Source organism: Nonomuraea sp. SYSU D8015 (assembly GCF_008065375.1).
Lineage (GTDB): Bacteria > Actinomycetota > Actinomycetes > Streptosporangiales > Streptosporangiaceae > Nonomuraea.
The window spans coordinates 361,689-382,708 of record NZ_VJYI01000010.1 but is presented as its reverse complement, the minus strand read 5'-3'; the positions used below and the strand labels follow the sequence as shown (position 1 = coordinate 382,708).

23 protein-coding genes are annotated in these 21,020 nt (G+C 64.8%); 12 read left to right on the top strand and 11 right to left on the bottom strand.

All coding sequences use genetic code 11. The annotated features are described in order from the left end of the window. Nucleotides 1-13 precede the first annotated feature (13 nt). On the top strand, nucleotides 14-1,588 hold the full coding sequence (locus ID574_RS36110) for a CocE/NonD family hydrolase (protein WP_188193465.1): 1,575 nt from the start codon (nucleotides 14-16) through the stop codon (nucleotides 1,586-1,588). Then, a complete protein-coding gene (locus tag ID574_RS36105) occupies nucleotides 1,570-2,517 on the top strand; it encodes a helix-turn-helix transcriptional regulator (protein ID WP_188193464.1) in 948 nt (315 codons plus the stop codon). Before ID574_RS36110 ends, ID574_RS36105 begins: the two co-directional genes overlap by 19 nt. On the opposite strand, the gene ID574_RS36100 is transcribed toward ID574_RS36105, so the two are convergent. Beyond that, complete coding sequence (locus tag ID574_RS36100) at nucleotides 2,508-3,401, bottom strand: SDR family oxidoreductase (protein ID WP_188193463.1); 894 nt, start codon at nucleotides 3,399-3,401, stop codon at nucleotides 2,508-2,510. The two genes, ID574_RS36105 and ID574_RS36100, sit on opposite strands and share 10 nt — an antisense overlap. 78 nt (nucleotides 3,402-3,479) lie before the next feature. On the opposite strand from ID574_RS36100, the gene ID574_RS36095 reads away from it, so the two are divergent. From ID574_RS36095 to mctP, 4 genes are all read left to right on the top strand, one after another. Further along, nucleotides 3,480-4,028 carry a VOC family protein gene (locus tag ID574_RS36095; RefSeq protein ID WP_188193462.1) on the top strand — a complete coding sequence of 183 codons (549 nt, stop codon included), beginning with the start codon at nucleotides 3,480-3,482 and terminating at the stop codon, nucleotides 4,026-4,028. After that, entirely contained in the window at nucleotides 4,028-4,657 is a 630-nt protein-coding gene (locus ID574_RS36090; protein ID WP_188193461.1) for a carboxymuconolactone decarboxylase family protein, read from the top strand. The genes ID574_RS36095 and ID574_RS36090 overlap by 1 nt, the downstream gene beginning before the upstream one ends. Nucleotides 4,658-4,865: 208 nt before the next feature. Continuing rightward, nucleotides 4,866-5,075, top strand: coding sequence for a DUF3311 domain-containing protein (locus tag ID574_RS36085; protein ID WP_188193460.1), 210 nt, complete (start codon nucleotides 4,866-4,868; stop codon nucleotides 5,073-5,075). Continuing rightward, entirely contained in the window at nucleotides 5,072-6,685 is a 1,614-nt protein-coding gene (gene mctP / locus ID574_RS36080; RefSeq protein ID WP_188193459.1) for a monocarboxylate uptake permease MctP, read from the top strand. Before ID574_RS36085 ends, mctP begins: the two co-directional genes overlap by 4 nt. Nucleotides 6,686-6,728: 43 nt before the next feature. On the opposite strand, the gene ID574_RS36075 is transcribed toward mctP, so the two are convergent. Further along, a complete protein-coding gene (locus ID574_RS36075; RefSeq protein WP_188193458.1) occupies nucleotides 6,729-7,085 on the bottom strand; it encodes a DUF6285 domain-containing protein in 357 nt (118 codons plus the stop codon). A gap of 121 nt (nucleotides 7,086-7,206) precedes the next feature. Here ID574_RS36075 and ID574_RS36070 point away from each other — a divergent pair, with 121 nt between their 5' ends. Genes ID574_RS36070 through ID574_RS36045 form a run of 6 tightly spaced genes read left to right on the top strand, consistent with a single transcriptional unit; the run spans nucleotide 7,207 to nucleotide 12,725 of the window. Then, nucleotides 7,207-7,992 (top strand): CPBP family intramembrane glutamic endopeptidase, encoded by a 786-nt coding sequence (locus ID574_RS36070; RefSeq protein WP_188193457.1) that lies wholly within the window; start codon nucleotides 7,207-7,209, stop codon nucleotides 7,990-7,992. 46 nt (nucleotides 7,993-8,038) lie between these two features. Further along, nucleotides 8,039-9,229: an acyl-CoA dehydrogenase family protein gene (locus ID574_RS36065; RefSeq protein WP_188193456.1), complete on the top strand. Its 1,191-nt coding sequence runs from the start codon at nucleotides 8,039-8,041 to the stop codon at nucleotides 9,227-9,229. After that, a complete protein-coding gene (locus ID574_RS36060; RefSeq protein ID WP_188193455.1) occupies nucleotides 9,226-10,203 on the top strand; it encodes a phosphotransferase family protein in 978 nt (325 codons plus the stop codon). Before ID574_RS36065 ends, ID574_RS36060 begins: the two co-directional genes overlap by 4 nt. 3 nt (nucleotides 10,204-10,206) lie before the next feature. Continuing rightward, the gene (locus ID574_RS36055; protein ID WP_188193454.1) at nucleotides 10,207-10,926 is read left to right on the top strand and encodes an ABC transporter ATP-binding protein; all 720 of its coding nucleotides are present in this window, start codon (nucleotides 10,207-10,209) and stop codon (nucleotides 10,924-10,926) included. Next, nucleotides 10,923-11,210 carry a hypothetical protein gene (locus ID574_RS36050; protein ID WP_188193453.1) on the top strand — a complete coding sequence of 96 codons (288 nt, stop codon included), beginning with the start codon at nucleotides 10,923-10,925 and terminating at the stop codon, nucleotides 11,208-11,210. The genes ID574_RS36055 and ID574_RS36050 overlap by 4 nt, the downstream gene beginning before the upstream one ends. Before the next feature lie 15 nt (nucleotides 11,211-11,225). Further along, nucleotides 11,226-12,725 carry a recombinase family protein gene (locus ID574_RS36045; RefSeq protein ID WP_188193452.1) on the top strand — a complete coding sequence of 500 codons (1,500 nt, stop codon included), beginning with the start codon at nucleotides 11,226-11,228 and terminating at the stop codon, nucleotides 12,723-12,725. 509 nt (nucleotides 12,726-13,234) lie between these two features. Here the strand turns inward: ID574_RS36045 and ID574_RS36040 are convergent. From ID574_RS36040 to ID574_RS36000, 9 genes are all read right to left on the bottom strand, one after another. Then, the gene (locus tag ID574_RS36040; RefSeq protein WP_188193451.1) at nucleotides 13,235-13,999 is read right to left on the bottom strand and encodes a hypothetical protein; all 765 of its coding nucleotides are present in this window, start codon (nucleotides 13,997-13,999) and stop codon (nucleotides 13,235-13,237) included. A gap of 12 nt (nucleotides 14,000-14,011) precedes the next feature. Further along, nucleotides 14,012-14,713 carry a hypothetical protein gene (locus ID574_RS36035; RefSeq protein ID WP_188193450.1) on the bottom strand — a complete coding sequence of 234 codons (702 nt, stop codon included), beginning with the start codon at nucleotides 14,711-14,713 and terminating at the stop codon, nucleotides 14,012-14,014. Continuing rightward, the gene (locus ID574_RS36030; protein WP_223167418.1) at nucleotides 14,713-15,765 is read right to left on the bottom strand and encodes a DUF5047 domain-containing protein; all 1,053 of its coding nucleotides are present in this window, start codon (nucleotides 15,763-15,765) and stop codon (nucleotides 14,713-14,715) included. The genes ID574_RS36035 and ID574_RS36030 overlap by 1 nt, the downstream gene beginning before the upstream one ends. A gap of 65 nt (nucleotides 15,766-15,830) precedes the next feature. Then, complete coding sequence (locus ID574_RS36025; RefSeq protein ID WP_188193448.1) at nucleotides 15,831-17,231, bottom strand: hypothetical protein; 1,401 nt, start codon at nucleotides 17,229-17,231, stop codon at nucleotides 15,831-15,833. After that, nucleotides 17,231-18,742: a phage tail family protein gene (locus tag ID574_RS36020; protein ID WP_188193447.1), complete on the bottom strand. Its 1,512-nt coding sequence runs from the start codon at nucleotides 18,740-18,742 to the stop codon at nucleotides 17,231-17,233. The genes ID574_RS36025 and ID574_RS36020 overlap by 1 nt, the downstream gene beginning before the upstream one ends. Then, complete coding sequence (locus ID574_RS36015; protein ID WP_188193446.1) at nucleotides 18,735-19,181, bottom strand: hypothetical protein; 447 nt, start codon at nucleotides 19,179-19,181, stop codon at nucleotides 18,735-18,737. Before ID574_RS36015 ends, ID574_RS36020 begins: the two co-directional genes overlap by 8 nt. 153 nt (nucleotides 19,182-19,334) lie before the next feature. Then, on the bottom strand, nucleotides 19,335-19,619 hold the full coding sequence (locus tag ID574_RS36010) for a hypothetical protein (RefSeq protein WP_188193445.1): 285 nt from the start codon (nucleotides 19,617-19,619) through the stop codon (nucleotides 19,335-19,337). 10 nt (nucleotides 19,620-19,629) lie between these two features. Beyond that, nucleotides 19,630-19,971: a hypothetical protein gene (locus ID574_RS36005; RefSeq protein ID WP_188193444.1), complete on the bottom strand. Its 342-nt coding sequence runs from the start codon at nucleotides 19,969-19,971 to the stop codon at nucleotides 19,630-19,632. After that, a complete protein-coding gene (locus ID574_RS36000) occupies nucleotides 19,971-20,387 on the bottom strand; it encodes a hypothetical protein (RefSeq protein WP_188193443.1) in 417 nt (138 codons plus the stop codon). Before ID574_RS36000 ends, ID574_RS36005 begins: the two co-directional genes overlap by 1 nt. Nucleotides 20,388-21,020: the final 633 nt, after the last annotated feature.

Genomic DNA, 21,020 nt, shown 5'->3' with positions numbered 1-21,020 from the left:
TACTCATGAGTACATGAGACGCGTGCGGCTCGAGCGTGATCTTCCAGTGCCGATGCTCGACGGCGTGACGCTGCTGGCCGACCACTACGCCCCGCCCGGTGGAAGGCCGGCACCCGTCGTCCTGATGCGCTCCCCCTACGGCAGGCGCGGCCTGTTCGGGCTGTTCGGCCGCGGCTTCGCCCGGCAGGGCCTGCACGTCGTGATCCAGAGCTGCCGAGGCGGCTTCGGCTCGGGCGGCCTGCTCGATCCGCTCCGCGACGAGCACGACGACGGGCTGTCCACCGTCGAGTGGCTGCGCCGGCAGCCCTGGTACGGCGGCTCGTTCGCGATGTTCGGCCCCTCCTACCTGGGCTACACGCAGTGGGCGATCGCGCCCTACGCCGGCCCCGACCTCAGGGCCATGGCCATGCAGATCACCGCCTCCCAGTTCAGGGACGCCGCCTACGTGGGCGGCGCGTTCGCGCTGGAGTCGGCGCTCAGCTGGACCACGCTCACCGACGGCATGATGCGCCGCTTCGGCGGCGCGGCCATGTGGACCGCGCCCCGGCACACCCGCAAGGCCGTGCTGACCGGCCGTCCGGTGGCCGAGCTTGACCTGGCCTCGGCGGGCCGGCCGCTGCGCTTCTTTCAGGACCTGGTGGCCCACCACGCGGACCCGGCCGGGCCGTACTGGAGCCAGCGCGACTTCTCCCCGCGGGTGGGCGAGGTGGACGCGGCCGTCACCATGCTGGGCGGCTGGTACGACGTCTTCCTGCCGTGGCAGCTCAAGGACTACGCCGCCATGCGGACGGCGGGCCGGCGGCCGTACCTGACGATCGGCCCGTGGTACCACGTCGACACACGTCACGTGTGGCCCACGATGGCGGAGGCGTCGGCGTGGTTCCGCGCGCACCTGCTGGGCGACCCGTCGCGGCTGCGGCCCGACCCCGTGCGGATCTACGTGACCGGGGCCGGGGAGTGGCGCGACTACCCCGACTGGCCGGTGCCGGGCATGCGCGAGCAGCGCTGGCACCTGCAGCACGGGTTCGGGCTCGGCGTGGACGGCCCGCTCGAGGCCGGGCCCGACCGGTTCCGCTACCACCCCGAACACCCGACGCCGGTCATCGGCGGGCCGACGCTGCTGAGCGACTCCCGGCCGCGTGACCAGCGGCGGCTGGAGCAGCGGCGCGACGTGCTGGTCTACAGCTCGCCCGCGCTGGAGTCGGACGTGGAGGCGATCGGCCCGGTGCGGGCCGAGATGTTCGTGCGGTCGAGCACCCCGTACGTCGACGTCGTGGTGCGGGTGTGCGACGTGTGGCCGGACGGGCGCTCGTTCAACGTGTGCGAGGGCGTGCGCCGCCTCGGACCCACCTCCGATGACGTCCGACGGGTGGAGGTGGACCTGTGGCCGATCGCGCACCGGTTCCGGCGCGACCACCGGATCCGGGTGCACGTGGCGGCCGGGGCGTACCCGACGATCGCCCGCAATCCCGGCACCGGCGATCCGCTCGGCGCGGGCGGCCCGATGGTGCCCAACGACGTCGAGGTCTACCACTCCCCCGGCCGTCCCTCCGCCGTGGTGTTGCCGCTGTGCGCGCCTCGCGGCTGATGTCCCTGGTCCTGCTGCTGCAGGGCCGGGGCGGGATGACGGCGGCCGAGCTGGCCAAGGAGCTGGAGGTCTCCGAGCGCACCGTGCACCGCGACGTGGTCGCGCTGTCGGCGGCCGGCGTGCCGGTGTACGCCGACCGGGGCCGGCGCGGCGGCTACCGGCTGCTCGACGGCTACCGCACCCGGCTGACCGGGCTGGACCGGGCCGAGGCCGAGGCGCTGTTCCTGTCGGGCGTGCCGGCCGCGATGCGCGAGATGGGGCTGCAGGACGTGGCGGCGACCGCCCGGCTGAAGGCGGCCGCCGCCCTGTCCCCCGCCCTGCGCGACGCGCCCGCCACCGCGGCGCAGCGCTTCCACCTGGACGCGCCCGGCTGGTTCGCCGCCGGCGACCCGCCCCCGGCCGCGCTGGCGCCGCTGGCCAGGGCGGTGTGGAGCGACCGCCGCGTGCTGACCGCGTACAAGGGCAACCAGCGGACGCTGGAGCCGTACGGGCTGGTGCTGAAGGCGGGTGTCTGGTATCTCGCCGCCCGGCTCGGGACGCGGTTCCTGACCTTCCGGGTGGACCGGTTCGGCGAGGTCACCGTGCTTCCCGAGTCCTTCGACCGGGACCCTGCCTTCGACTTGGCGGCCTTCTGGGGGGAGCGGTCGGCCGAGTTCGCCCGTTCGCTGCTGCGCGAGGTGATCACCTTGAGGCTCAGCGAGGCGGGGGTGCGACTGCTGCGGCACATCGCCGACCCCGCCGCGCTGCCGGACGCGCTCGCCTCGCTCCAGCCTGACGGGACCGTGCGGCTGGCCGTGGAGTCGGTGCCCGTGGCGTACTCGCAGGTCCTGCGGTTGGGGCCGGAGGCGGAGGTGCTGGACCCGCCCGAGCTGCGGGCGATGGTCGCCGATGCCGCCGCCCGCATGGCCGGGCTCTATGATCAGCGGTAGCCGGCCGGGTCGGCTTCCCCGCCGGTCTCGACGACCTCGGTGATGTAGCGCCACACCTGCGGGCGGCTGCCGTCCACATCGGTGATCCCGTACGCCTCGGCCACCTGGCCGCTGTCCACCGACATGCCGGACCAGCGCTGCTTGTCCGGGTCGGCGGCGATGGCGGCGACGCACCGGCCGACGTAGGCCGGCGTCTCGGAGACCTGCCAGGCGCTGTCCACGCCCTTCGCCTCCCGCCAGTTGTCCTCGGTGACGCCGAAGTTCTCCAGCATCGCCTCCGACCGCAGGAATCCGGGCGTGACGGCCACCGCCGTCCCGCCGTGCGGGCGCAGGTCGTTGGACCAGGCGAACGCCAGCCGGTTCACCGACATCTTGGCCAGGTCGTAGTAGACGTTCTCCCGGTAGCGGGTCTCGTTGAACGCCCACGTGCCGTCGGTGACCTCCACGACCAGGCCGCCCTCGTTCCTGATGAGCAGCGGCAGCAGGAACCTGCTGCTTATGATGTGGGTGTCGACGGCCAGCCTGAGCAGCCGCAGCCCCTTGTCCAGGTCGTGCTTCCACACCGGGGTGGACCACTGCCACAGGTGGTCGGCCCCCCACACGTCGTTGACCAGCACGTCGAGCCGGCCCTGCTCCTCGTCCACCCGCCCGGCCAGCGCCTCGACCTGGGCGGGGTCCAAGTGGTCGACCTGGACCGCGATGCCCTTGCCGCCGGCCGCGGTGACCAGTTCGGCCGTCTCCTCGATGGTCTCCGGCCGGTTCATCTCCGAGCGCCGCTCACGCGTGCTCCGTCCCGTGCAGTAGACCGTCGCGCCGGCCGCGCCCAGCGCGACCGCTATTCCCCGTCCCGTGCCGCGGGTCGACCCCGCCACCAAAGCAATCATGCGACCGATCGTCCCCCGGAAAGAGGACACCTCGTGTCATGTTTTTCAGAGAGCCCCTGTGGTAAGCAGGTAGTTACTATGAACAGCGAATTCGAGCTCCGCGGGGTCAACCACGTCGCGCTGGTCTGCTCGGACATGAAGCAGACGGTCGACTTCTACTCCGGCGTGCTGGGCATGCCGCTGATCAAGACGATCGAGCTGCCCATGGGCTGGGGCCAGCACTTCTTCTTCGACTGCGGCGGCGGCAACGCGCTGGCGTTCTTCTGGTTCCCCGACGCGCCCGACGCCGTCCCCGGCGTGTCGGCGCCGCGCAACCTGCCCGATCGGGGCGAGCTGCTGTCGGCCGTCGGCTCCATGAACCACATCGCCTTCGACGTGCCGCCGGAGAAGATCGAGGAGTACCGCGACCGGCTCGTCGCCAAGGGCGTCGACGTGGGCGTGCTGCTCAACCACGACGACAGCGAGTTCGGCGTGGCGCCCGAGATGCACGACGGGGTGTTCGTCCGGTCGATCTACTTCAAGGACCCCGACGGCATCCTGGTCGAGTTCGCCGCCTGGACGCGCCAGGTGGGGCGGCCCGGCGACGTGCGGCACGAGCCGAAGACGGCGGCCGACAGGACCGTGTGATGCCGCGCCTGCGGCAGGTGCCGCGCGAGGAGATGACCGACCCGGTCGTGCAGTTCTTTCACGACCGGCTGTTCTCCCCCGGCCGGGAGGGCACGGCGACCGGATCGCCGGGCGACTGGTGGACGGTGTTCGCACTGGAGCCGAAGATCTTCCGGCACTGCGTCAAGGGCTTCCAGCTCTACCGCGAGTCCGCGCTCGACCCGGTGCTGCGCGAGCTGGGCCAGACCAGGGCGGGGTGGGCGCGGCAGAGCCGGTTCGTCTTCTCCCAGCACTGCAAGCAGCTGCGGGCGCTCGGCGTGCCGGACGAGAAGGTGCGGGCGATCGCCCACTGGCAGGTCAGCGACCTCTTCGACGAGCTGGAGCGGGCCGTGCTGGCCTACGCCGACGCGCTGGTGCTGGACGGCGGGCGGGTGCACGACGAGGTGTTCGCCGTGCTCAAGAGACACCTGCCGGACGAGCAGATCCTGGAGCTGACGTACATCACCTGCATGTACGAGATGCACGCGACGATGGCGCGGGCGCTGCGGCTGGAGTTCGACGACCGGCCGGATCCGGTCGTCGAGGTGCCGGCGCCCGAGGGTTACGGCACCCGCGACATCGCCGACGAGTTGACCGTTCGGCGCGAGTAATCGACCATTCGGCGATCGATGAACGGCGGGAGACCTGCCGGTAACTAATGTGCGGAGGCAGGACCTGCGCCGCCATGCCTGCATGTCTCACATATCGAGACAGCATTCCGGCATTTAGGCCAAACCGTAACATTACGGTCATTGGGTTTAATACCACCGCAAAGTTACGCTCCCTCCGTTGCTTACCGCCCACGTCAACGGAGGGTCGATGACTACCGGGGAACCCGGACACCCGCGCACCGACCGCAGTCCCTGGAACTGGCTGCTGCTCGTGCCGATCGTGCTGCCGCTGCTGACGTTCCTGTTCAACGCCGACGAGCCCCGCCTGCTGGGCTTCCCGCTGTTCTACTGGCTGCAGCTCGCCTTCATCGGCGTCGGCGTCGTGTCCACGACCATCGTCTACAGGATGACCAAATGAGCGGGCACACGACCGAGTTGGTCGTCTTCGTCCTGCTGTTCCTGATCGTCAGCGGTATGGGCTTCGTGGCCTCCCGCTGGCGGCGGCCCGAGAGCATCGAGAGCCTCAACGAGTGGGGCCTGGGCGGCCGGAACTTCGGCTCCTGGATCACGTGGTTCCTCGTGGGCGGCGACCTCTACACCGCCTACACGTTCGTCGCGGTGCCCGCGCTGGTGTTCGGCGCCGGGGCCATGGGCTTCTTCGCCGTGCCGTACACCGTGATCATCTACCCGCTGGTGTTCCTGGTCCTGATCAGGATGTGGTCGGTCTCGCACGTGCACGGGTTCGTCACGCCCGCCGACTTCGTCCGGGCCCGCTTCGGCTCGCCCACGCTGGCGCTGCTGGTGGCGATCACCGGGCTGGTGGCGACCATGCCGTACATCGCGCTGCAGCTGGTCGGCATCGAGGCCGTGCTGAAGGCCATGGGCATCACCGGGCACCTGCCGATCATCATCGCGTTCGCGATCCTGGCGGCCTACACCTACCAGTCCGGCCTGCGCGCGCCCGCGCTGATCGCCTTCGTCAAGGACACGCTGATCTACATCGTGATCCTGGCGGCGGTCATCTACATCCCGGCCAAGCTGGGCGGCTGGGGGTCGATCTTCGACGCGGCGAAGGCCAAGTTCGACGCCTCCCCCGCGCCGGGCGACGGGCTCACCCTCAACGCCGCCAACCAGCTGCAGTACATCACCCTGGCCTTCGGCTCGGCGCTGGCGCTGTTCCTCTACCCGCACAGCCTCACCGGCGTGCTGGCCTCCAAGAACCGCAACGTGATCAAGCGCAACATGTCCGCGCTGCCGGCCTACAGCCTCCTGCTCGGCCTGATCGCGCTGCTCGGCTACATGGCGATCGCCGCGGGCACCAAGCCGATCGTCGGCCCGAACGGCAGGCCCGACTCCAACACGATCGTGCCGGCGCTGTTCGACCAGATGTTCCCCGACTGGTTCACCGGCGTCGCCTACGCCGCGGTCGGCATCGGCGCGCTGGTGCCCGCGGCGATCATGTCGATCGCGGCGGCCAACCTGTTCACCCGCAACATCTACCGCGAGTACATCAACAAGCAGGCCACCGACGCCCAGGAGGCCAAGGTGTCCAAGCTGGTCTCGCTCGTGGTCAAGGTCGGCGCGGTGCTGTGCATCCTGGTGCTCGACCCGCAGTTCTCCATCGACCTGCAGCTCATCGGCGGCGTGATCATCCTGCAGACGCTGCCGTCGGTCGCGCTCGGCCTCTACACGCGCTGGTTCCACAAGGGCGGGCTGATGGCGGGCTGGGCGGCCGGCCTGGTGGTGGGCATGTGGATGCTCTACCTCATCCCGAACCCGGCCACCGGCAAGGCGCACTTCGGCGGCTCGGCGTTCCCGCTGGCCAACTTCGGGTTCGACACCAAGATGACGATCTACGTCGGATTCGTGGCGGTGATCGTCAACCTGGTGGTGGCGGCGCTCGGCACGCTGCTGTTCCGGGCCCTCAAGGTGGCCGACGGGCCGGACGCGACCTCGCGCGACGACTACTTCGTCGACGAGGGCGACCCCCGGGTCAAGGAGGACCTGGACCTGGCCGGCTCGCACTGACCGCCGGCGGCCCGCCCCTGTCCCCCGGGGGGCGGGCCGCCGGTCATTCCGCCGTGAGGTAGCCGGGGTTGGCGACCTCCAGCTTCGCGCGTACCGCCTGCTCCAGAGCGGCGACCAGCGCGTGGTCGTCGGCGAGGCGGCCCTCGCGGACGGCGGCGGCGAGCTCGGCGTCGTCGGCCACGCCCAGGGCCGCCAGCCGCGCGGCGTGCTCCTCCGCCTGGGCGGGGCCCAGCTCGAGCTCGCGCTCGACCATGCCGAGCACGTTGATCGCGACCCGGGTGTGGAAGCGCACCCGGCCCTCGACCGCCGGCAGCACGTCGGTCTGGAGGAAGTCGCGTACGGCGGCCACGAGCTGTGCCGCCGTGGGCACGTCGTGCGGGGAGTGATCTGTTCGCGTCATGAATCCTCCCTAGCAGACCGCACGATCCGCCGCTGGGTGAGTCGCCGCCGCCCGCGACGCGCCCGGAGGACGGACGGGGTCTTTATCCCGTTGCGATCGTGGAAGGGCTACCCTGCGCCCCATGAGCAGCACTCAGTCCCCTCCCGCGCCTGCCCCGGTGCTCGGGCCCCGGCTCATCCGGGCCGAGATCTTCGTCGTGATGTCCGTCTCGCTCGGCGCCAGCGCCCTGGTGGCGTTCGTGCGGCTGATCGGGGCGCTCACCGCGCCGAAGGAGCTGAAGAGCCAGCAGGCCGTGCTCGTCGGGTCGATGGCCCCCGGGCGGCCGTGGCTGGATCTGACGCTGCAGCTGGTGCAGATCGCGATCGCGGTCGCGCCGGTGGCTCTGGTGGCGTACCTGCTGGTGCGCTCCGGCGAGTCGCTGCGGACGATCGGCACCGACCTGCGCGAGCCGCGCCGCGACCTGCTGCGCGGGGCGCTGCTGGCGGCCGCCATCGGCGGCAGCGGGCTGGCGTTCTACCTCGCGGTCTGGGCATCCGGCGTGAACCTGACGGTCGTGCCCGGCGCGCTGCCCGAGGTGTGGTGGCAGGTGCCGGTGCTGCTGCTGGCGGCGGCGCAGAACGGCGTGCTGGAGGAGGTGCTGGTCGCCGGGTATCTGCTGCACCGCCTCGGGCAGGCCGGATGGGCGCCGTGGAAGGCCGTCGCGGTCTCGTCGCTGCTGCGCGGGTCGTACCACCTCTATCAGGGGTTTGGCGGGTTCGTCGGGAACGTGGTGATGGGGGTGGTGTTCGGGCGGCTCTACCAGCGATGGGGGCGCGCGATGCCGCTCGTGGTGGCGCACACGCTCATCGACTCCGTGGCCTTCGTGGGCTACGCCTTCCTGCGCGGCCGGGTCAGCTGGCTGCCCTGAAGACCTGAAGGTTGACTCGGCAACGATTGTCGGTTGAGATCTTCCCATGAGCTTCGCCGTGCCCGCCGGCGTCCGGCCGATACGCGACGCCGTCCACGCGTTCATGACCGAGCGGGTGGAGCCCGCCGAGCCGGTGCTGCACGCGGGCGGCCCCGCGGCGGCGGCCGCACTGGACGAGCTGCGCGCCGAGGCCAAGAAGGAGGGCCTGTGGGCGCTCGGCCACCCGCGCGAGCTGGGCGGCGGCGGGCTGCCGTTCCTCGACTACGTCTACGTCAACGAGGTGCAGGGGCGCAGCGAGTACGGGCAGCTGGCGCTCGGCACGTTCACGCTGCAGGACTCGCTCATGCTGCACGAGCACGCCTCCCCCGAGCAGCGCGAACGCTACCTGGAGCCGCTCGTGCGGGGCGACATCTGGCCCAGCTTCGCCATGACCGAGCCGTCCGTCTCCAGCTCCGACCCCACCCAGATACAGACCTCGGCCGTGCTCGACGGCGGCGAATGGGTGATCAACGGGCGCAAGTGGTTCACGACCGGGGCGTCGCGGGCGGCGTACACGACCGTGATGTGCCGGACCGAGCCGGACGCGCCGCCCCACCTGGCCTTCTCCATGATCCTCGTGCCGACCGACACGCCCGGCTACACGATCGTCCGCGAGACGCCGGTGCTGGGGCTGGACGGGGCGCACTGCGAGGTCCGCTACGACGACGTGCGCGTGCCCGCCGCGAACCTGCTCGGGCCGCGCGGCCAGGGCTTCGTCATCGCGCAGAAGCGCCTGGGGCCCGGCCGGATCTTCCACTGCATGCGCTGGCTGGGGCAGGCGCAGCGGGCCTTCGACCTGATGTGCCGCCGGCTGCACGAGCGGACCGCCTTCGGCGAGCCCCTCGCCAAGAAGCAGCTCATGCGGCAGCACGTCTTCGACTCCTACGCCGAGATCCAGTCCGCCAGGCTGCTCACGCTCCACGCCGCCGAGGCCGTCGACGCCGGCTCGGAGGCGCGGGTGGAGATCGGGGCGATCAAGGTGGTGGGCGCGCGCATGCTGCACAACGTGATCGACCGCGCCATCCAGGTGTACGGGGCGGCGGGGCTCACCCCGGACACGCCGCTGGAGCGGATGTACCGGCACGCACGCGCCGGGCGGATCTACGACGGGCCCGACGAGGTGCACATCGACTCGGTGGGGCGGCGCGTCCTGGGCGCGTACGCGGCGGGCGGCACCTGGGAGTTCGGCTTGCGATGAGCGCTGTGGAGGAGATCGTCGGCGCCGTGTTCGGGGCCGGGGCGGCGATCCCGCACCGCGCCAGGCTGCCCGGCGGGGCCTCGCGGGAGACCTGGGCCCTCGACGTCGCCGCCGCCGACGGGACGCGGCACGAGCTGGTGCTGCGACTGGACTCCCCCGGCGGCGCCCCCGAGGCCGGCGCCACGCTCGCGGCCGAGACGGCGCTCATGAGGGCCGCGTTCGAGGCCGGCGTGCCGGTGCCGCGCATCGTCGCCAGCGGCGAGTCGTACATCCTCATGACCCGCGTGCCCGGCGAGACGATCCCCCGCAAGATCCTGCGTGACGACGCCTACGCCTCCGCCCGGCCGCGCCTGGCCGCGCAGTGCGGGCGGGCCCTCGCGGCCATCCACCGGATGCCGCTGTCGTGCCTACCCTCCGGCGCCGGGGAGGAGGATCCGCTGCGGCGCTGGCGCGACGTGCTCGATCTGCTCGGCGAGCCGCACCCGGTGTTCGAGCTGGCACTGCGCCGGCTGGCGGCCACCCGGCCGCGGCCCGGGCGGCCGGCGGTGGTGCACGGCGACTTCCGCAACGGCAACCTCATCGTCGGGCCCGAGGGCGTCAGGGCGGTGCTCGACTGGGAGCTCGCCCACGCCGGCGACCCCCTGGAGGACCTCGGCTGGCTGTGCGTCAAGGCGTGGCGGTTCGGCTCGCCGCTGCCGGTCGGCGGGTTCGGCACGTACGACGACCTCATCGACGCGTACGAGCGGGCCGGCGGCGACCCGGTGGATCGGGACGCGCTGCGCTGGTGGGAGACCTTCGGCGTGCTCAAATGGGGCGTCATCTGCGTCATGCAGACCATGCGTCACCTGCGCGGCGGCGCCCGCTCGGTCGAGCTGGCCGCGATCGGCCGCCGCGTGTGCGAGAACGAGTGGGACCTGCTGCGGATGCTGCGGGAAAACCCGTTGCCTCGAGGGAGCCGCAGAACGCAGGCTTGAGCAGTGGCCATCCTGCAAGCGTCCCACCTGCTCAAGCGGTTCGGATCGGTCACGGCCGTCCGCGACCTGAGCCTCACCGTCGGCGAAGGCGAGGTCGTGGGCCTGCTCGGCCCCAACGGCGCCGGCAAGTCGACCACCCTCCACATGCTGCTCGGCCTCATCACCCCCGACGCGGGCAGCATCAAGCTGTTCGGCCTGGAGCTGGCCCAGCACCGGACCGAGGTGCTCAGCCAGGTCAACTTCGCCGCCAGCTACGTCGACCTCCCCGGGGTGCTGCGGGTGCGGGAGGTGCTCGACGCGTTCGCCCGCCTCTACGCCGTACGCAGCCCGCGGCAGCGCGTGGACGAGGTGATCGAGCTGTTCGAGCTGGGCCCGCTCGCCAAGCGGCAGCTCATGGCGCTGTCGTCGGGGCAGCGCACCCGCGTCCAGCTCGCCAAGGCGCTGCTCAACGCGCCCCGGCTGCTGGTGCTCGACGAGCCCACGGCCAACCTCGACCCCGACGCCGGCGACCGCATCCGCGGCCTGCTGTCGAGCCTGGCCAGGGAGAACGGCAGCGCCATGCTCATCACGTCGCACAACATGCGGGAGGTCGAGCGCATGTGCGACCGCATCCACTTCATGTCGGACGGCGTCGTGGTGGCCGCGGGCAGCGCGGCCGAGCTGGCCGGGCACTACGGAGCCGAGGATCTGGAAGAGGTGTTCCTGAAGGTGGCGCGCGGATGACGACCCCGAGGCCCTCTTTGACGCTGCCCCCGTTGAGCTTCGCCGCCCGGCGCACCCGCGTCCTCGGCGTCGTCCGGCGCGACTTCGCGGCGCTGCGGCGCAGCCCGGTCCGCATGTTCGAGATCCTGTTCTGGCCGACCGTCGAGCTGGTGCTGTGGGGCTTCGTCACGCTGTTCCTGCAGGCGCAGAAGGTGCCGTTCGTGGTGTCGTTCCTGCTCGGCGCGGTGCTGCTGTGGCAGGTGCTGCAGAAGGCGTCGAACGAGATCTCTGTCTCGTTTCGCTAGAGGTACCTTGGATGCATGAGAGCTGCTTCTTACTCCAGACGGTCCGATTCAAAAGGCAAAAGGCGCGATGACCGCTCGGTTTCCGAGCAAGACGAACTAGCAATTCGCGCGGCAAAGCAAAACGGCTGGGATCTCCCGGCTTCCCGCATGTTCCGGGACAACGACATTTCCGCTTCCCGAAACGCCAAGAAAGCCCGCCCTGGATGGGAGGACGCCGAGCGGGTTATCTATGAGGGAAATCTCAACATCCTCATTCTCTGGGATACCGGCCGCGCGTGGCGGAAGCTCATTGGGTGGCTGCGCCTCGTGGACGCCTGCCGAGACAATGACGTCCTGATTCACGTTATCTCCCACCATCGCACATACGACCCTCGAATCCGGCGTGACCGGAAAACCCTCATCGAGGAAGGCGTTGACGCGGAAGACGAGACGGAAAAGCTGGCCGAGCGAGTGAAGCGAGCATTCGACGCCAACCGCGAGCAAGGGAAGCCACATTCTCGGCCGCCCTACGGCTACGAAATCCAGATCGATCCTGAGAATCCTCGCCGGACAATCCGCGTGCCTGTGCCCGAGAAAGCAGCCATCGCGGCCGAGGTCATCACCAGGGTTGCGAAATCCGAAAGCCTAACGTCCATCAAAAAGGACCTCATCCGGCGCAGAGTCCCTACTTACAACGCGGCCGAGGGTCTCATAGATCCGAGGTCGAACGGGAAAGAACCGCAGTGGTCCACGCAGATGCTCCGGAAGATTTGCCTTAATAAGGCGTACATCGGGAAACGCGCCTACATCGACAATGACGGCAGGGAAATCGTGGTGGATGCCACGTGGCCAGCCATCATCGACGAGGAGACGTTCTATACCACTTACAACCTTCTCAAGGATCCCAAGCGCATAACCACGAGACCAGGCAAGGGGAAATACCTCCTCGCGTTCTTCGCAAAGTGCGACGTGTGCGAAAGCCCCATCAGTCGAATGAGCGGCAAAGCCGATCCCATGCGCTATCGCTGCCACGACAAATCCTGTGTCACCATCCGCATGGATTGGGTGGATGACTTCATTGCCCATCTTGTATGCGAAAGGCTCGCCCGTCCCGACGCATTCGATGCAATCGCCAAGCCCAAAGAGGAAACCGCGAATCTGGAAGCGGAGCTAGCCAGACTCAACGCCGAGCACAACGAGGCGCTAGAACTCAGGAAGAAGGGGAAGCTTTCTCTCCTCGCACTCAGCCAGGAGGAGGAGCGATTGCTTCCCCAGATTCACGAAATCGAAAGGAAGCTTCAGCCAGCTCCCCTTCCCCAGGTAATCACGGATCTCCGAAAGGACGCCCTCGGGAACAAGGTCCTGATTCTCACGCGCTGGCTCCAGCTCGACGTTCCGGCAAGGAAAGACGTGGTGCGGACACTATTTGAGTCAATCCGCATCCGGAAAACCAACGCCATCGGTCGAGTGTCCAAAGAGGAGGACATTGCCGCCATGCTGAAGTACCGCGTAAGGGTGAAATGGCGGAAGGAATGACGTCCGCCCCAGGCCAGGAATCCCACGAACGAAAAGCCACCCTCCGGACTGCGGAAGGTGGCTTTTCTTTGCCCCAAACAGGGCCTCCAGGATAGCCCAGGAGGCTCTATCTCAACCGTGCTGGGCTGAGGGACCTGGGGGCATTTCAGGCCCTCAGATTTGCTCTCAGCCGTTCGTACCCTCTGACCTGGGTGGACGTGGCCCTGCCGGATTCGGCACAGGACTCCCGAACTGGGCAGACTCGAATCTGACCTTGACCGGCGAACCCTCAGGGAGCTGCGTATTCAGCTCCTCGACGTAATCGGCCACGGTGGTAATGACCTGGCCATTCACCAGGATTACCGGCTCAACGGCTCCCTCGACGACCGCCCAGCCAATTACCGGGGAAGACAGCTCAGCGCCTTCCCCCAGCTCCACCTTGAATTCAAGCTGCCAATGGTCCGGAGTGAAGTTAGTAACCGGCCTTCCCTTGTACGCAGCATTTGGCCGGCTCGGCGGATTTGGAATTGTCACGGCACACCTGTCCAAGCTGTAGGAAGTCCGATGTCCTCGACATAGCAGCTAAAGAAACTCGGATGAACGCGAGTAACACAGCTAGCTCCAACGTCGGTATCGAAATACCGCATGCCGAGGTTGATATTGGCGATGGTCTCGGTGGATGCTGCTTTCCAGATGAATTCCGGGAACAGGTCAGTCATCCTCGTGTTGTTCGTTGGGAACTTGAAGAGGATTGTTTCCCCTAGCTGGGTACCCGTGCCTACCGAACCATTCCAAGCCTTGTATTCAATGCGCCCATCGGTCGCACCGGATACATGGCCCTCAATATGCCACTTCACCCGATACATTCGACCCGACACAACGGGCACGTTCTGAATGTTCGCAGAGCTGACAGCAATTTCGGCCGCACCCTGGGTCCTGGTGGTGTCCGTCTGGACACCGGTCCATTTCTTACCGGCAACGAATGCAACGGTCTGAAGCCCTCGGGCCGTGACATTGCCGGTAGAGGCCAAAGAAGCAACGGTAGCGGCACCAGTAACGCCTAGGGTGCCTCCAACGGTTGTGTTCCCGGTCAGCGTCGATGTGCTACTTACCGAAAGGGTTCCCGTAGTCGAGAGGTTCCCATTCACGGTTACCGCTCCACCGAAGGTAAGCCCGTTATGAATGTCGGAAAGGGCAGTCTCGACGGCTTCCGCCAAAGCCTGGAATTGGGCAGGCCCGTTCGGTGCGTCGGTCGAGCTGGGGTACGGCAGAAGAAATACCGGCGTGCTTGGCATTGATTCCTCCTCTCATGCCTTTCTGAACATCGCGATAGCGTGGACGCTTGCGATATTTGATGTAGATGACGGTACGTTGGCGCTAGCCCTCACCTGGGCTGCCACAGTGATTTTTGTTCCTAGTCCGATGGGGTCACCTGTTACAGGGTCAAAAGCTCCCTCACCCATGAGGAACTGTGTGGCAGCACTAACGTGCATGGTCTGCCCTGCGGGAATATTCGCATACATTTCTCCGCCAAACCCGTCGCTGATTGGCGACGTGAGATAAAAGAACTGAGAAGTTCCCAGGAGATTATGCATGCTCGCATTCGCAACACAAAGCACCAGTGCCTGATTAGCCCAGGGGGGCACATCGAATACTGCGGTAGCAACCTTTTCCCGAACGGTCGTGATCTCGAAGTTCAGGTTCGTGGCACCGACACCGGCCAAAGCTCCCGGCAGCGCGCCAATGTCCGGAGCATTGGGAACAATGATCCTGCCCAGCACGAAATAGGAGGACTTCCATCGGAGCATTCCCACAACGTGCCCAGGTTGAAGAAGAGGAACCTCGGTGCCGTTCATGATGGGAACGTCAACGAGGGTGGCACCGGCCATGCTGATTGTGTTCTGCCCAGTCTTCTGATTCCAGGTCAGGACCTTCCCTTGGTGAAAGCCGAAATCGCCCTGGGCTGGGGGAAAGAGCAGAGGAGTCAGGTCATCGCTCTGGTAACCCATTACGGCGCTCCAATGCTGGTATGGGTGCTCTCCCTCGTTGCTGCCGTTAGGAGGCCATCCGAGGTGAGAGGAATGGTCAGGGAATCAATGACGTGAACCTCGGCCGCCGTTCGCGGGTATTTCACCTTCACGGGGTCGAGAGGTTCCAACGCTGGGTTTGGCACAGCCGAGAAATCGACGTTATAGGGGAGGCCCAGCGAGCGTGTCAGGATTGATGCCGCTGCCGACTCGGCCTGTTCCAAGGTGGTAATGAACGGGCTGGAAAAGAACCTCGGCACCTTCCCGAACTTCCCGTTAAAGTACGTCGGGCTATTCGGGTTGTTATCGACCTGGACGGCTCTCACCGGCTCCTCGGTATCCGTTGCCTCCCCCATTGCCACAACGGCATTGAAGACGCCTTCACGGGAAAGGTGACGCCTCATGGACACAAGGACGCCATTGTTCCCGCTGTTTACCTCAACCACGGGAACCGAGGCGTTCGGTGGGTCCTTGATGACCAGGATTCCCCTGTGGTCGAAATACATCACCTTTCCGGCGGACGTAGCTAGGTCGCGGAGGAATGCATAACGATCCTCCTCGGCCACCACCGACCGCGCCAGCGTGGAGGTATTAGTGTTGTCGTCCCATTCGATGACGGCGCTGGGATAGACCTCCAACACCAAAGCATTGAACACCGCCCCAATCGTCGTTCCAGCGGCAAACTGCCTGGGCTCGAATAGTCGAGCCTCGATGATGGCGGACATTCGGTCTTTGCATTCCAGCCGAATCTCCCCATCGGGAATCTCGTTCTGCTCGGGAGCGTAAATGCGGTAGTAGCCGAGACTCACCAGCTCGGTTTTCTCGTTCACGTCCCGAATGCCACGCTCCACGAAAATCTCGTTTCCGTATGGCGCGAGTAGGTCTGTCGGTTTCCTGGGCCACCGATCAGTGCCATCGGTGGTCAGATCCAGCGTTCCCCTGATGTCTGCATTGCCATCAAGGACCACATTCCCGCTAAAGATCGCGATTTCGGTTCCCGTGGGATTCACGCCAGTCTGGAATGTCGAGACCACTCGGGCACGCGCCACCATTTGATGGCTTCCCCGAACAGCATTAAGGAAATTTGCAGACACTGCCCTCATGGAACAAGCACCACCAACGGATCACTAACGACTGCAAGCACAGCCTCCCAGGTGGAATGGGCAGCTTGGAATGCAGCCCATGAACCATAGGAGTCAATCACGGCCTGCCAAATGTTCGTTGCTCCCACGAGGTTAGGGTTAGGCGTCGCGATTTCCTGAAGAGGCATCGAAAACACTCGCCGGCTCGACCTACGGGCAGCACGACGTTCCCCAGAACCGCCGCTTACAACGGCGTACATCTGGGGAATCTCGCAATCGGCGGGAACGTGGACGAATATCGGCCCTCCACTGGCAAGCAGGTAATCCAGGTCCTTAGCCTGGGCCTGGTCATGGGCGATTACATCGAGGGTGTACCGGCGTGAGCCTCTGAGGTCCGTTACGGCGACTGGGAAGGAACGGCCGACTACCGGGAACACTCCTCCTCGAAATTCCCTCTCCGTTGCGCTCCAGTCGTTCACGACCACGGGCCGATTCAGGAACGGGAATTGAATGGACTTCAGCCAAACGGTATCGAGGCTCACGGTAATAGTGTTTTGGACAGAACCACTACTACCCCCGACGATTGAAGCAGGAGACGTTACGGTCCAGGTCTTTCCGGTGCCATCCACAAAGGACGTTGTCCCACTAGCGTGCACCGTGAAGTCAGGATTGGCGACGACAGTGCCACCAATCCCATTTCGGACTTCGGCATTGTAGCAATTGCCGACCATTGGGCTTACGTTGTCGCCTCTGTTTCCCACCGCTAGCACGGTCGTGCTATTGCCAATTACCGTCGTCCCAGCCTGCGTTACCGTCGAGCCGAATTGGGTCCAGGTAGAGCCATCGTCGGACGTATAGAACTTGATGTCCCTACCCGCAGCGCCGTTATCGACGTCGAGAGTTACACGAACCCATTTGATTGTTCCGTTGGCATAGGTTACAGGCACGGTTGAAACTGCCTGGAGAAGGGTCGAGCCGTTGTGCCATTCAATGCGGAGGAAGTCTGATTCGTTCTTACCAAAGGAGTAGGCATTGAAGCCTTTCCCGATGAATGTCTGCGCGGTCGTGGTCGTCCAGTCATCGAGAGAGACCTTGGCCCGCAAATCAATGTCACCAGTGATATCCAGAGCCGCAGTGTCCGGCGTGGACGCTTTAGAGCTGGTCGAGCTGGTCAGATCGAGGTGGCCCGCCGTACTGACACCAGAGACAGCGCGATAGGTGGTGAGGATTCCAGAGGGGAATTCGTAGTCATCAAGCGTGGCAGCGCCACTCGAAAGGGCAACATTCGATCCCCCTCGAATCGTCTTCCAGGTAACCCCGTCTGTAGAGCGCTCGAATACGGCCGTAGTGCCGCCGAGACCACTAGCGGCAATACGGACCCTGGATAGGTCGCTCAGGTATGAAAGCGTGAGAGGCATTACCTAGCCACCCCCGAAGTTGCTCGACGCTTCAGCGAACGGTCACGCTCGCTGATTTCCGTACGGACGATTCCCTTTAGCTCCTGGTCGCCAATGAAAACCTTCACCTCAATGTCGCCAGAGCGGGCCAGGTCATGGTTCGGGACGATATGGCCATTCGTTGGCGCTGTGAATAGCTCTGGGCCACGCTCACCGACCAAATAGGTACGGCCACCCATGACAGGGCCACCGCTTGCGCGCGCTTCAGCTCTGACACCACCTGGGCCACGGTATACGGCGTTGATGTAGACGGTTTTTCCTTGGAGACCATTAATGGCTGCCTGGGCTTGGCTCTTTCTCCGGAGAAGGGCCTGGATATCGGCGTTCAGCTTTGCCCGCCGTTCCTTGGTCAGGTTCGGGTCTTTCAGTTGTGCCCGAGCACGGGCCAACTTGTTGTCGAGATCACGGATATCGCCGCGAAGCTGCACGATCTTTGGCGTAATCTCGAATTGCCGCTTGTAATGCTGCAATGCAGCGCGGCCTTGACCGATCGCAGCCGAGACTTTCCTAAACGTGTCCTGCCAAGGGCCGGGCACCCTGGCTATCGCATTCACGATGCTCTGGAGAGCACCTAGGACCGTATCGGCCATTCCGAGTGCGGCAGCGCCAACCTTAAATGTGATATCGACGATCTTTCGGAAAGCCTTGATCAAAAACGTAATCGCATCGATCGCGGGCGGAATCATCATGAGGAGTGCCGAAATAAAAGCTGCGAAAATGTCGCTGTTCTTGCCTACCGAATTCGCCAGACCGACAAGACTTTTACTGATGGATTGGAACAGTCCTGGAAGCTGCGGACCCAAGGAGCGCAGGATATTTCCCAGTGCCTCCATAAAGGGCTCAATGGCTGGCTTGAGTTCCGCGAAAGCCCGACCTAGGTCCTTTATGAAACCCTTTAGCGGTCCCTGCACCAGGCTAAAGCCTGCCTTGAGAACTGGAGCGAATTCTTGGACGAGGCCCTTTAGGACCGAACGCACAACCGCAAGAACAGGCAGCAGCGGCTTTGCCGCATCCATCAGAATTGTCTTGATCTCAGAAAAGGTCTTGGAGAACTGCGCCTTAACCTTCTCGTTCTGAGCCAGAATCAAAACACCTAGACCGACTAGCCCAGCGCCTACGCCTGCGACTATCGCGCCACCTATGAATGTCGCCGCAGCAGGCGCAACCATAACGGCAACACCAGCTAGGGCAGCGATAATGATTGGCCCGATTACCGGAGAACTGATCACGCCCTTGAGACCAGACGTGAAGGTCGATCCAAATTCGCTGATGAAGTTTGGCACCGATGCTTTGAATCCCGCCTTCACGGCATCCATGAAGGACCCAGAAAATCCACGTCCGCCCTTGACGCCGATATCGGGGAGGTCATCTTGGAACTTCTTAATCGAGTCTGCACCATCACGGGCAGCCTTAGCCAGGCCATCGGCGTTTCCGTCGAAGCGGACTCGAATGGTACGAGACGGGCTAGCCATTTCCGAACTCCCTCCGAATGTCCGCCACTACCTGATTCCAGGTCTCGTTAATCTCGGATTCGTTCGCCTCAACCGTGCGGAAGAACCAATACGAACCTTGGCCCAGGTGGGGCCTGAACTGCTTCAGCCTGTTGGATCCGAATTCCGATCCGAACAGAATCTTGTGTGCTGGCTTCCGCTTTCGACCGACACGGCGTGAGCCACCGGCGGCAATGACCGGCACCCTGTCACGTCGTGCCTTAATGGTGGGAGCGATGAGACCCGATTGAGCGCTATCACCCTGGGCAGCTCCCTGGAGTTTCGTAGCCAGTGCTTCCGAGATTTCCAGGGTTCGCTTTCGCAGCGAGTCATTCGCTTCCTTCGGAAGGTCCCGGAATGCCTTTAGGGTTTCCTTCGCTCCTGAGAGGCGGAGGTTAACCTTCAGAACTTCATTGGCCATCGGGCTAACCTCCTATCCTCTCATCAGCCAGGCCATCGTTATTGGCTGCCCTTTGTTGTGCGCGTTCCAGCAAATCGAGCGCTGTCACAATCGCCTGTTCCCCTTCATCCGCCCAAACGCTGGGAGGAATACCGGTCGCAATCGCCAGGCCAACTAGCGTCCGGTGGAGGGAACCGACTGGGTAGGGTCCATTTCCTCGGTTTCTGTGAAGCCGGAAAGCTCACAGGTCTCCTCGAATTCCTTCAAGGTTCCCTCGAAAAGGCCCTGTCGTTTCGCCGCGAAGTGAGCCAGCTTATACATGTCCTCCATTCGGAGGTCATTCATCAGGCTTTGGAAGGAACGGCCCTTGCTGGTTTTCTCCCACACAAGGACATCGCGGCTGCCTGCCTTGACGTCGTACGGCTCCCCATTGTCGGGCGTGACCGTGAAATCAATCATTGGATTTCTCCTAGAAGGAAATCACGGCTCGCGTGACGCTGGCCTGAATCGAGTAGTCCACATAGGCACGGTCCTTATCCGGCGTGCTGGGCCGACCAAAGGTCCTCTTCGGGAATGGACCAATGAGCCGAATACCAGCAGCGGGAACGGACACCACCAACTCGGAAACGTCCAGGCCATCAACCTGGAGCGGCGTTTGCACCGTCACCGTGCAAGCACCGGCGTTGTCATTCTTCACGTAGAGGAATGTCGTTCCCGTGTCGATAATGTCGCCATCCACGGTGGGCGCGGTAAGCGACGGATTGAGCCCAGCGCGGGTAATCTTCTGGGTCGTAACGTTGACTCTAGGCATTAGGGCTGCTCCCTCGTGTAAACGGGCTTCCCGATGACCTGGAGAGTGACCTCCTGGGTTTCGGTGGTCCTAGCATCGCCACCCACATTGGGGGCCTTAATCCGAACCGTTCCACTCCAGGTGACGTGTTCGGCCGGAATATCCGGGTGGTGGTCGAGCGTGAACGTGGCATTCAGCCCGTCGTTATCGACGAGGAAGTCAGAAATGCCGTTGTTCCGCCAGTCGGAGAAGAACGTAAGGTTCAGGGCATACTCCGGCTCTGCCTCTTCACGGAATTCACCGTCCGGGCAGAACGTGTAGAACCGCTCCCCATCCTCAGAGTTGTTCTCCAGATTCCAGTTACTGATCTGGCACTCGAATTGCGTACCGCCCAGGGCGAAATTAATCGTCTTGAGCTTTCTGTTGTGAGGCGGCATTAGAGACTTACCTCCACCGTGATTTCGTAGCTCGGGAGGTCATTACCTCCGGAATTGAAGGTCCCAGGATCGGCACGAATGACCGTGGCGTCTAGGACCCCATCGAGGGCATCGGCCGCCAGCTCGACCCAGCGCCAGAGGTTTTCCAGAGCCCTTTCATCGGCACCGACGACCACATAGACCAGGAATCGCGCACTGGTCGGCCCAGGGCATTGAGCCTCCCAGTTGAGCCGAGGAGGCCCCACGATTGCCGCTGGGGGGTCCATTGACTCGCCCAGGTCCGAATAGACCCTGAGACCCTGAACGGTCTTCAGAGCCACATTCAGACTGTCTCGGACATCGCTGATTTGGCTCATGCGATCACCGGCTTAGCGAACCGACCTATTCCCAGGAGCCTTTCAATGTCTGGGTCAAAGCTGGGAACCCGTGAGGCTCCCAGCTCAGCCATTTGAATCAATCCGTCCGGGGAACGGCGGCGCGTATGCCACCGTCCCGCCAGTCGAATGGTTCCGAGGAATAGGTCATTGGTTGGCTCTGGAAGCTCCGACACCGGGTCAGCGTCGTAATTGAAGGACGGCCTTACCCGCTCAACGAAATCCACGGAAGCATTCAGAACTACCGTGAGACGTACGT

Excerpts from the sequence above, each read along its gene's own strand:
- ID574_RS36065 (WP_188193456.1), top strand. The coding sequence starts at position 8,039 with ATGAGCTTCGCCGTGCCCGCCGGCGTCCGGCCGATACGCGACGCCGTC.
- ID574_RS36110 (WP_188193465.1), top strand. The coding sequence starts at position 14 with ATGAGACGCGTGCGGCTCGAGCGTGATCTTCCAGTGCCGATGCTCGAC.
- ID574_RS36060 (WP_188193455.1), top strand. The coding sequence starts at position 9,226 with ATGAGCGCTGTGGAGGAGATCGTCGGCGCCGTGTTCGGGGCCGGGGCG.
- ID574_RS36070 (WP_188193457.1), top strand. The coding sequence starts at position 7,207 with ATGAGCAGCACTCAGTCCCCTCCCGCGCCTGCCCCGGTGCTCGGGCCC.
- ID574_RS36045 (WP_188193452.1), top strand. The coding sequence starts at position 11,226 with ATGAGAGCTGCTTCTTACTCCAGACGGTCCGATTCAAAAGGCAAAAGG.
- ID574_RS36020 (WP_188193447.1), bottom strand. The coding sequence starts at position 18,742 with ATGGCTAGCCCGTCTCGTACCATTCGAGTCCGCTTCGACGGAAACGCC.
- ID574_RS36075 (WP_188193458.1), bottom strand. The coding sequence starts at position 7,085 with ATGACGCGAACAGATCACTCCCCGCACGACGTGCCCACGGCGGCACAG.
- mctP (WP_188193459.1), top strand. The coding sequence starts at position 5,072 with ATGAGCGGGCACACGACCGAGTTGGTCGTCTTCGTCCTGCTGTTCCTG.
- ID574_RS36100 (WP_188193463.1), bottom strand. The coding sequence starts at position 3,401 with ATGATTGCTTTGGTGGCGGGGTCGACCCGCGGCACGGGACGGGGAATA.
- ID574_RS36010 (WP_188193445.1), bottom strand. The coding sequence starts at position 19,619 with ATGATTGATTTCACGGTCACGCCCGACAATGGGGAGCCGTACGACGTC.
- ID574_RS36000 (WP_188193443.1), bottom strand. The coding sequence starts at position 20,387 with ATGCCGCCTCACAACAGAAAGCTCAAGACGATTAATTTCGCCCTGGGC.
- ID574_RS36035 (WP_188193450.1), bottom strand. The coding sequence starts at position 14,713 with ATGGGTTACCAGAGCGATGACCTGACTCCTCTGCTCTTTCCCCCAGCC.
- ID574_RS36005 (WP_188193444.1), bottom strand. The coding sequence starts at position 19,971 with ATGCCTAGAGTCAACGTTACGACCCAGAAGATTACCCGCGCTGGGCTC.
- ID574_RS36025 (WP_188193448.1), bottom strand. The coding sequence starts at position 17,231 with ATGCCTCTCACGCTTTCATACCTGAGCGACCTATCCAGGGTCCGTATT.
- ID574_RS36015 (WP_188193446.1), bottom strand. The coding sequence starts at position 19,181 with ATGGCCAATGAAGTTCTGAAGGTTAACCTCCGCCTCTCAGGAGCGAAG.
- ID574_RS36095 (WP_188193462.1), top strand. The coding sequence starts at position 3,480 with ATGAACAGCGAATTCGAGCTCCGCGGGGTCAACCACGTCGCGCTGGTC.
- ID574_RS36085 (WP_188193460.1), top strand. The coding sequence starts at position 4,866 with ATGACTACCGGGGAACCCGGACACCCGCGCACCGACCGCAGTCCCTGG.
- ID574_RS36040 (WP_188193451.1), bottom strand. The coding sequence starts at position 13,999 with ATGCCAAGCACGCCGGTATTTCTTCTGCCGTACCCCAGCTCGACCGAC.
- ID574_RS36050 (WP_188193453.1), top strand. The coding sequence starts at position 10,923 with ATGACGACCCCGAGGCCCTCTTTGACGCTGCCCCCGTTGAGCTTCGCC.
- ID574_RS36090 (WP_188193461.1), top strand. The coding sequence starts at position 4,028 with ATGCCGCGCCTGCGGCAGGTGCCGCGCGAGGAGATGACCGACCCGGTC.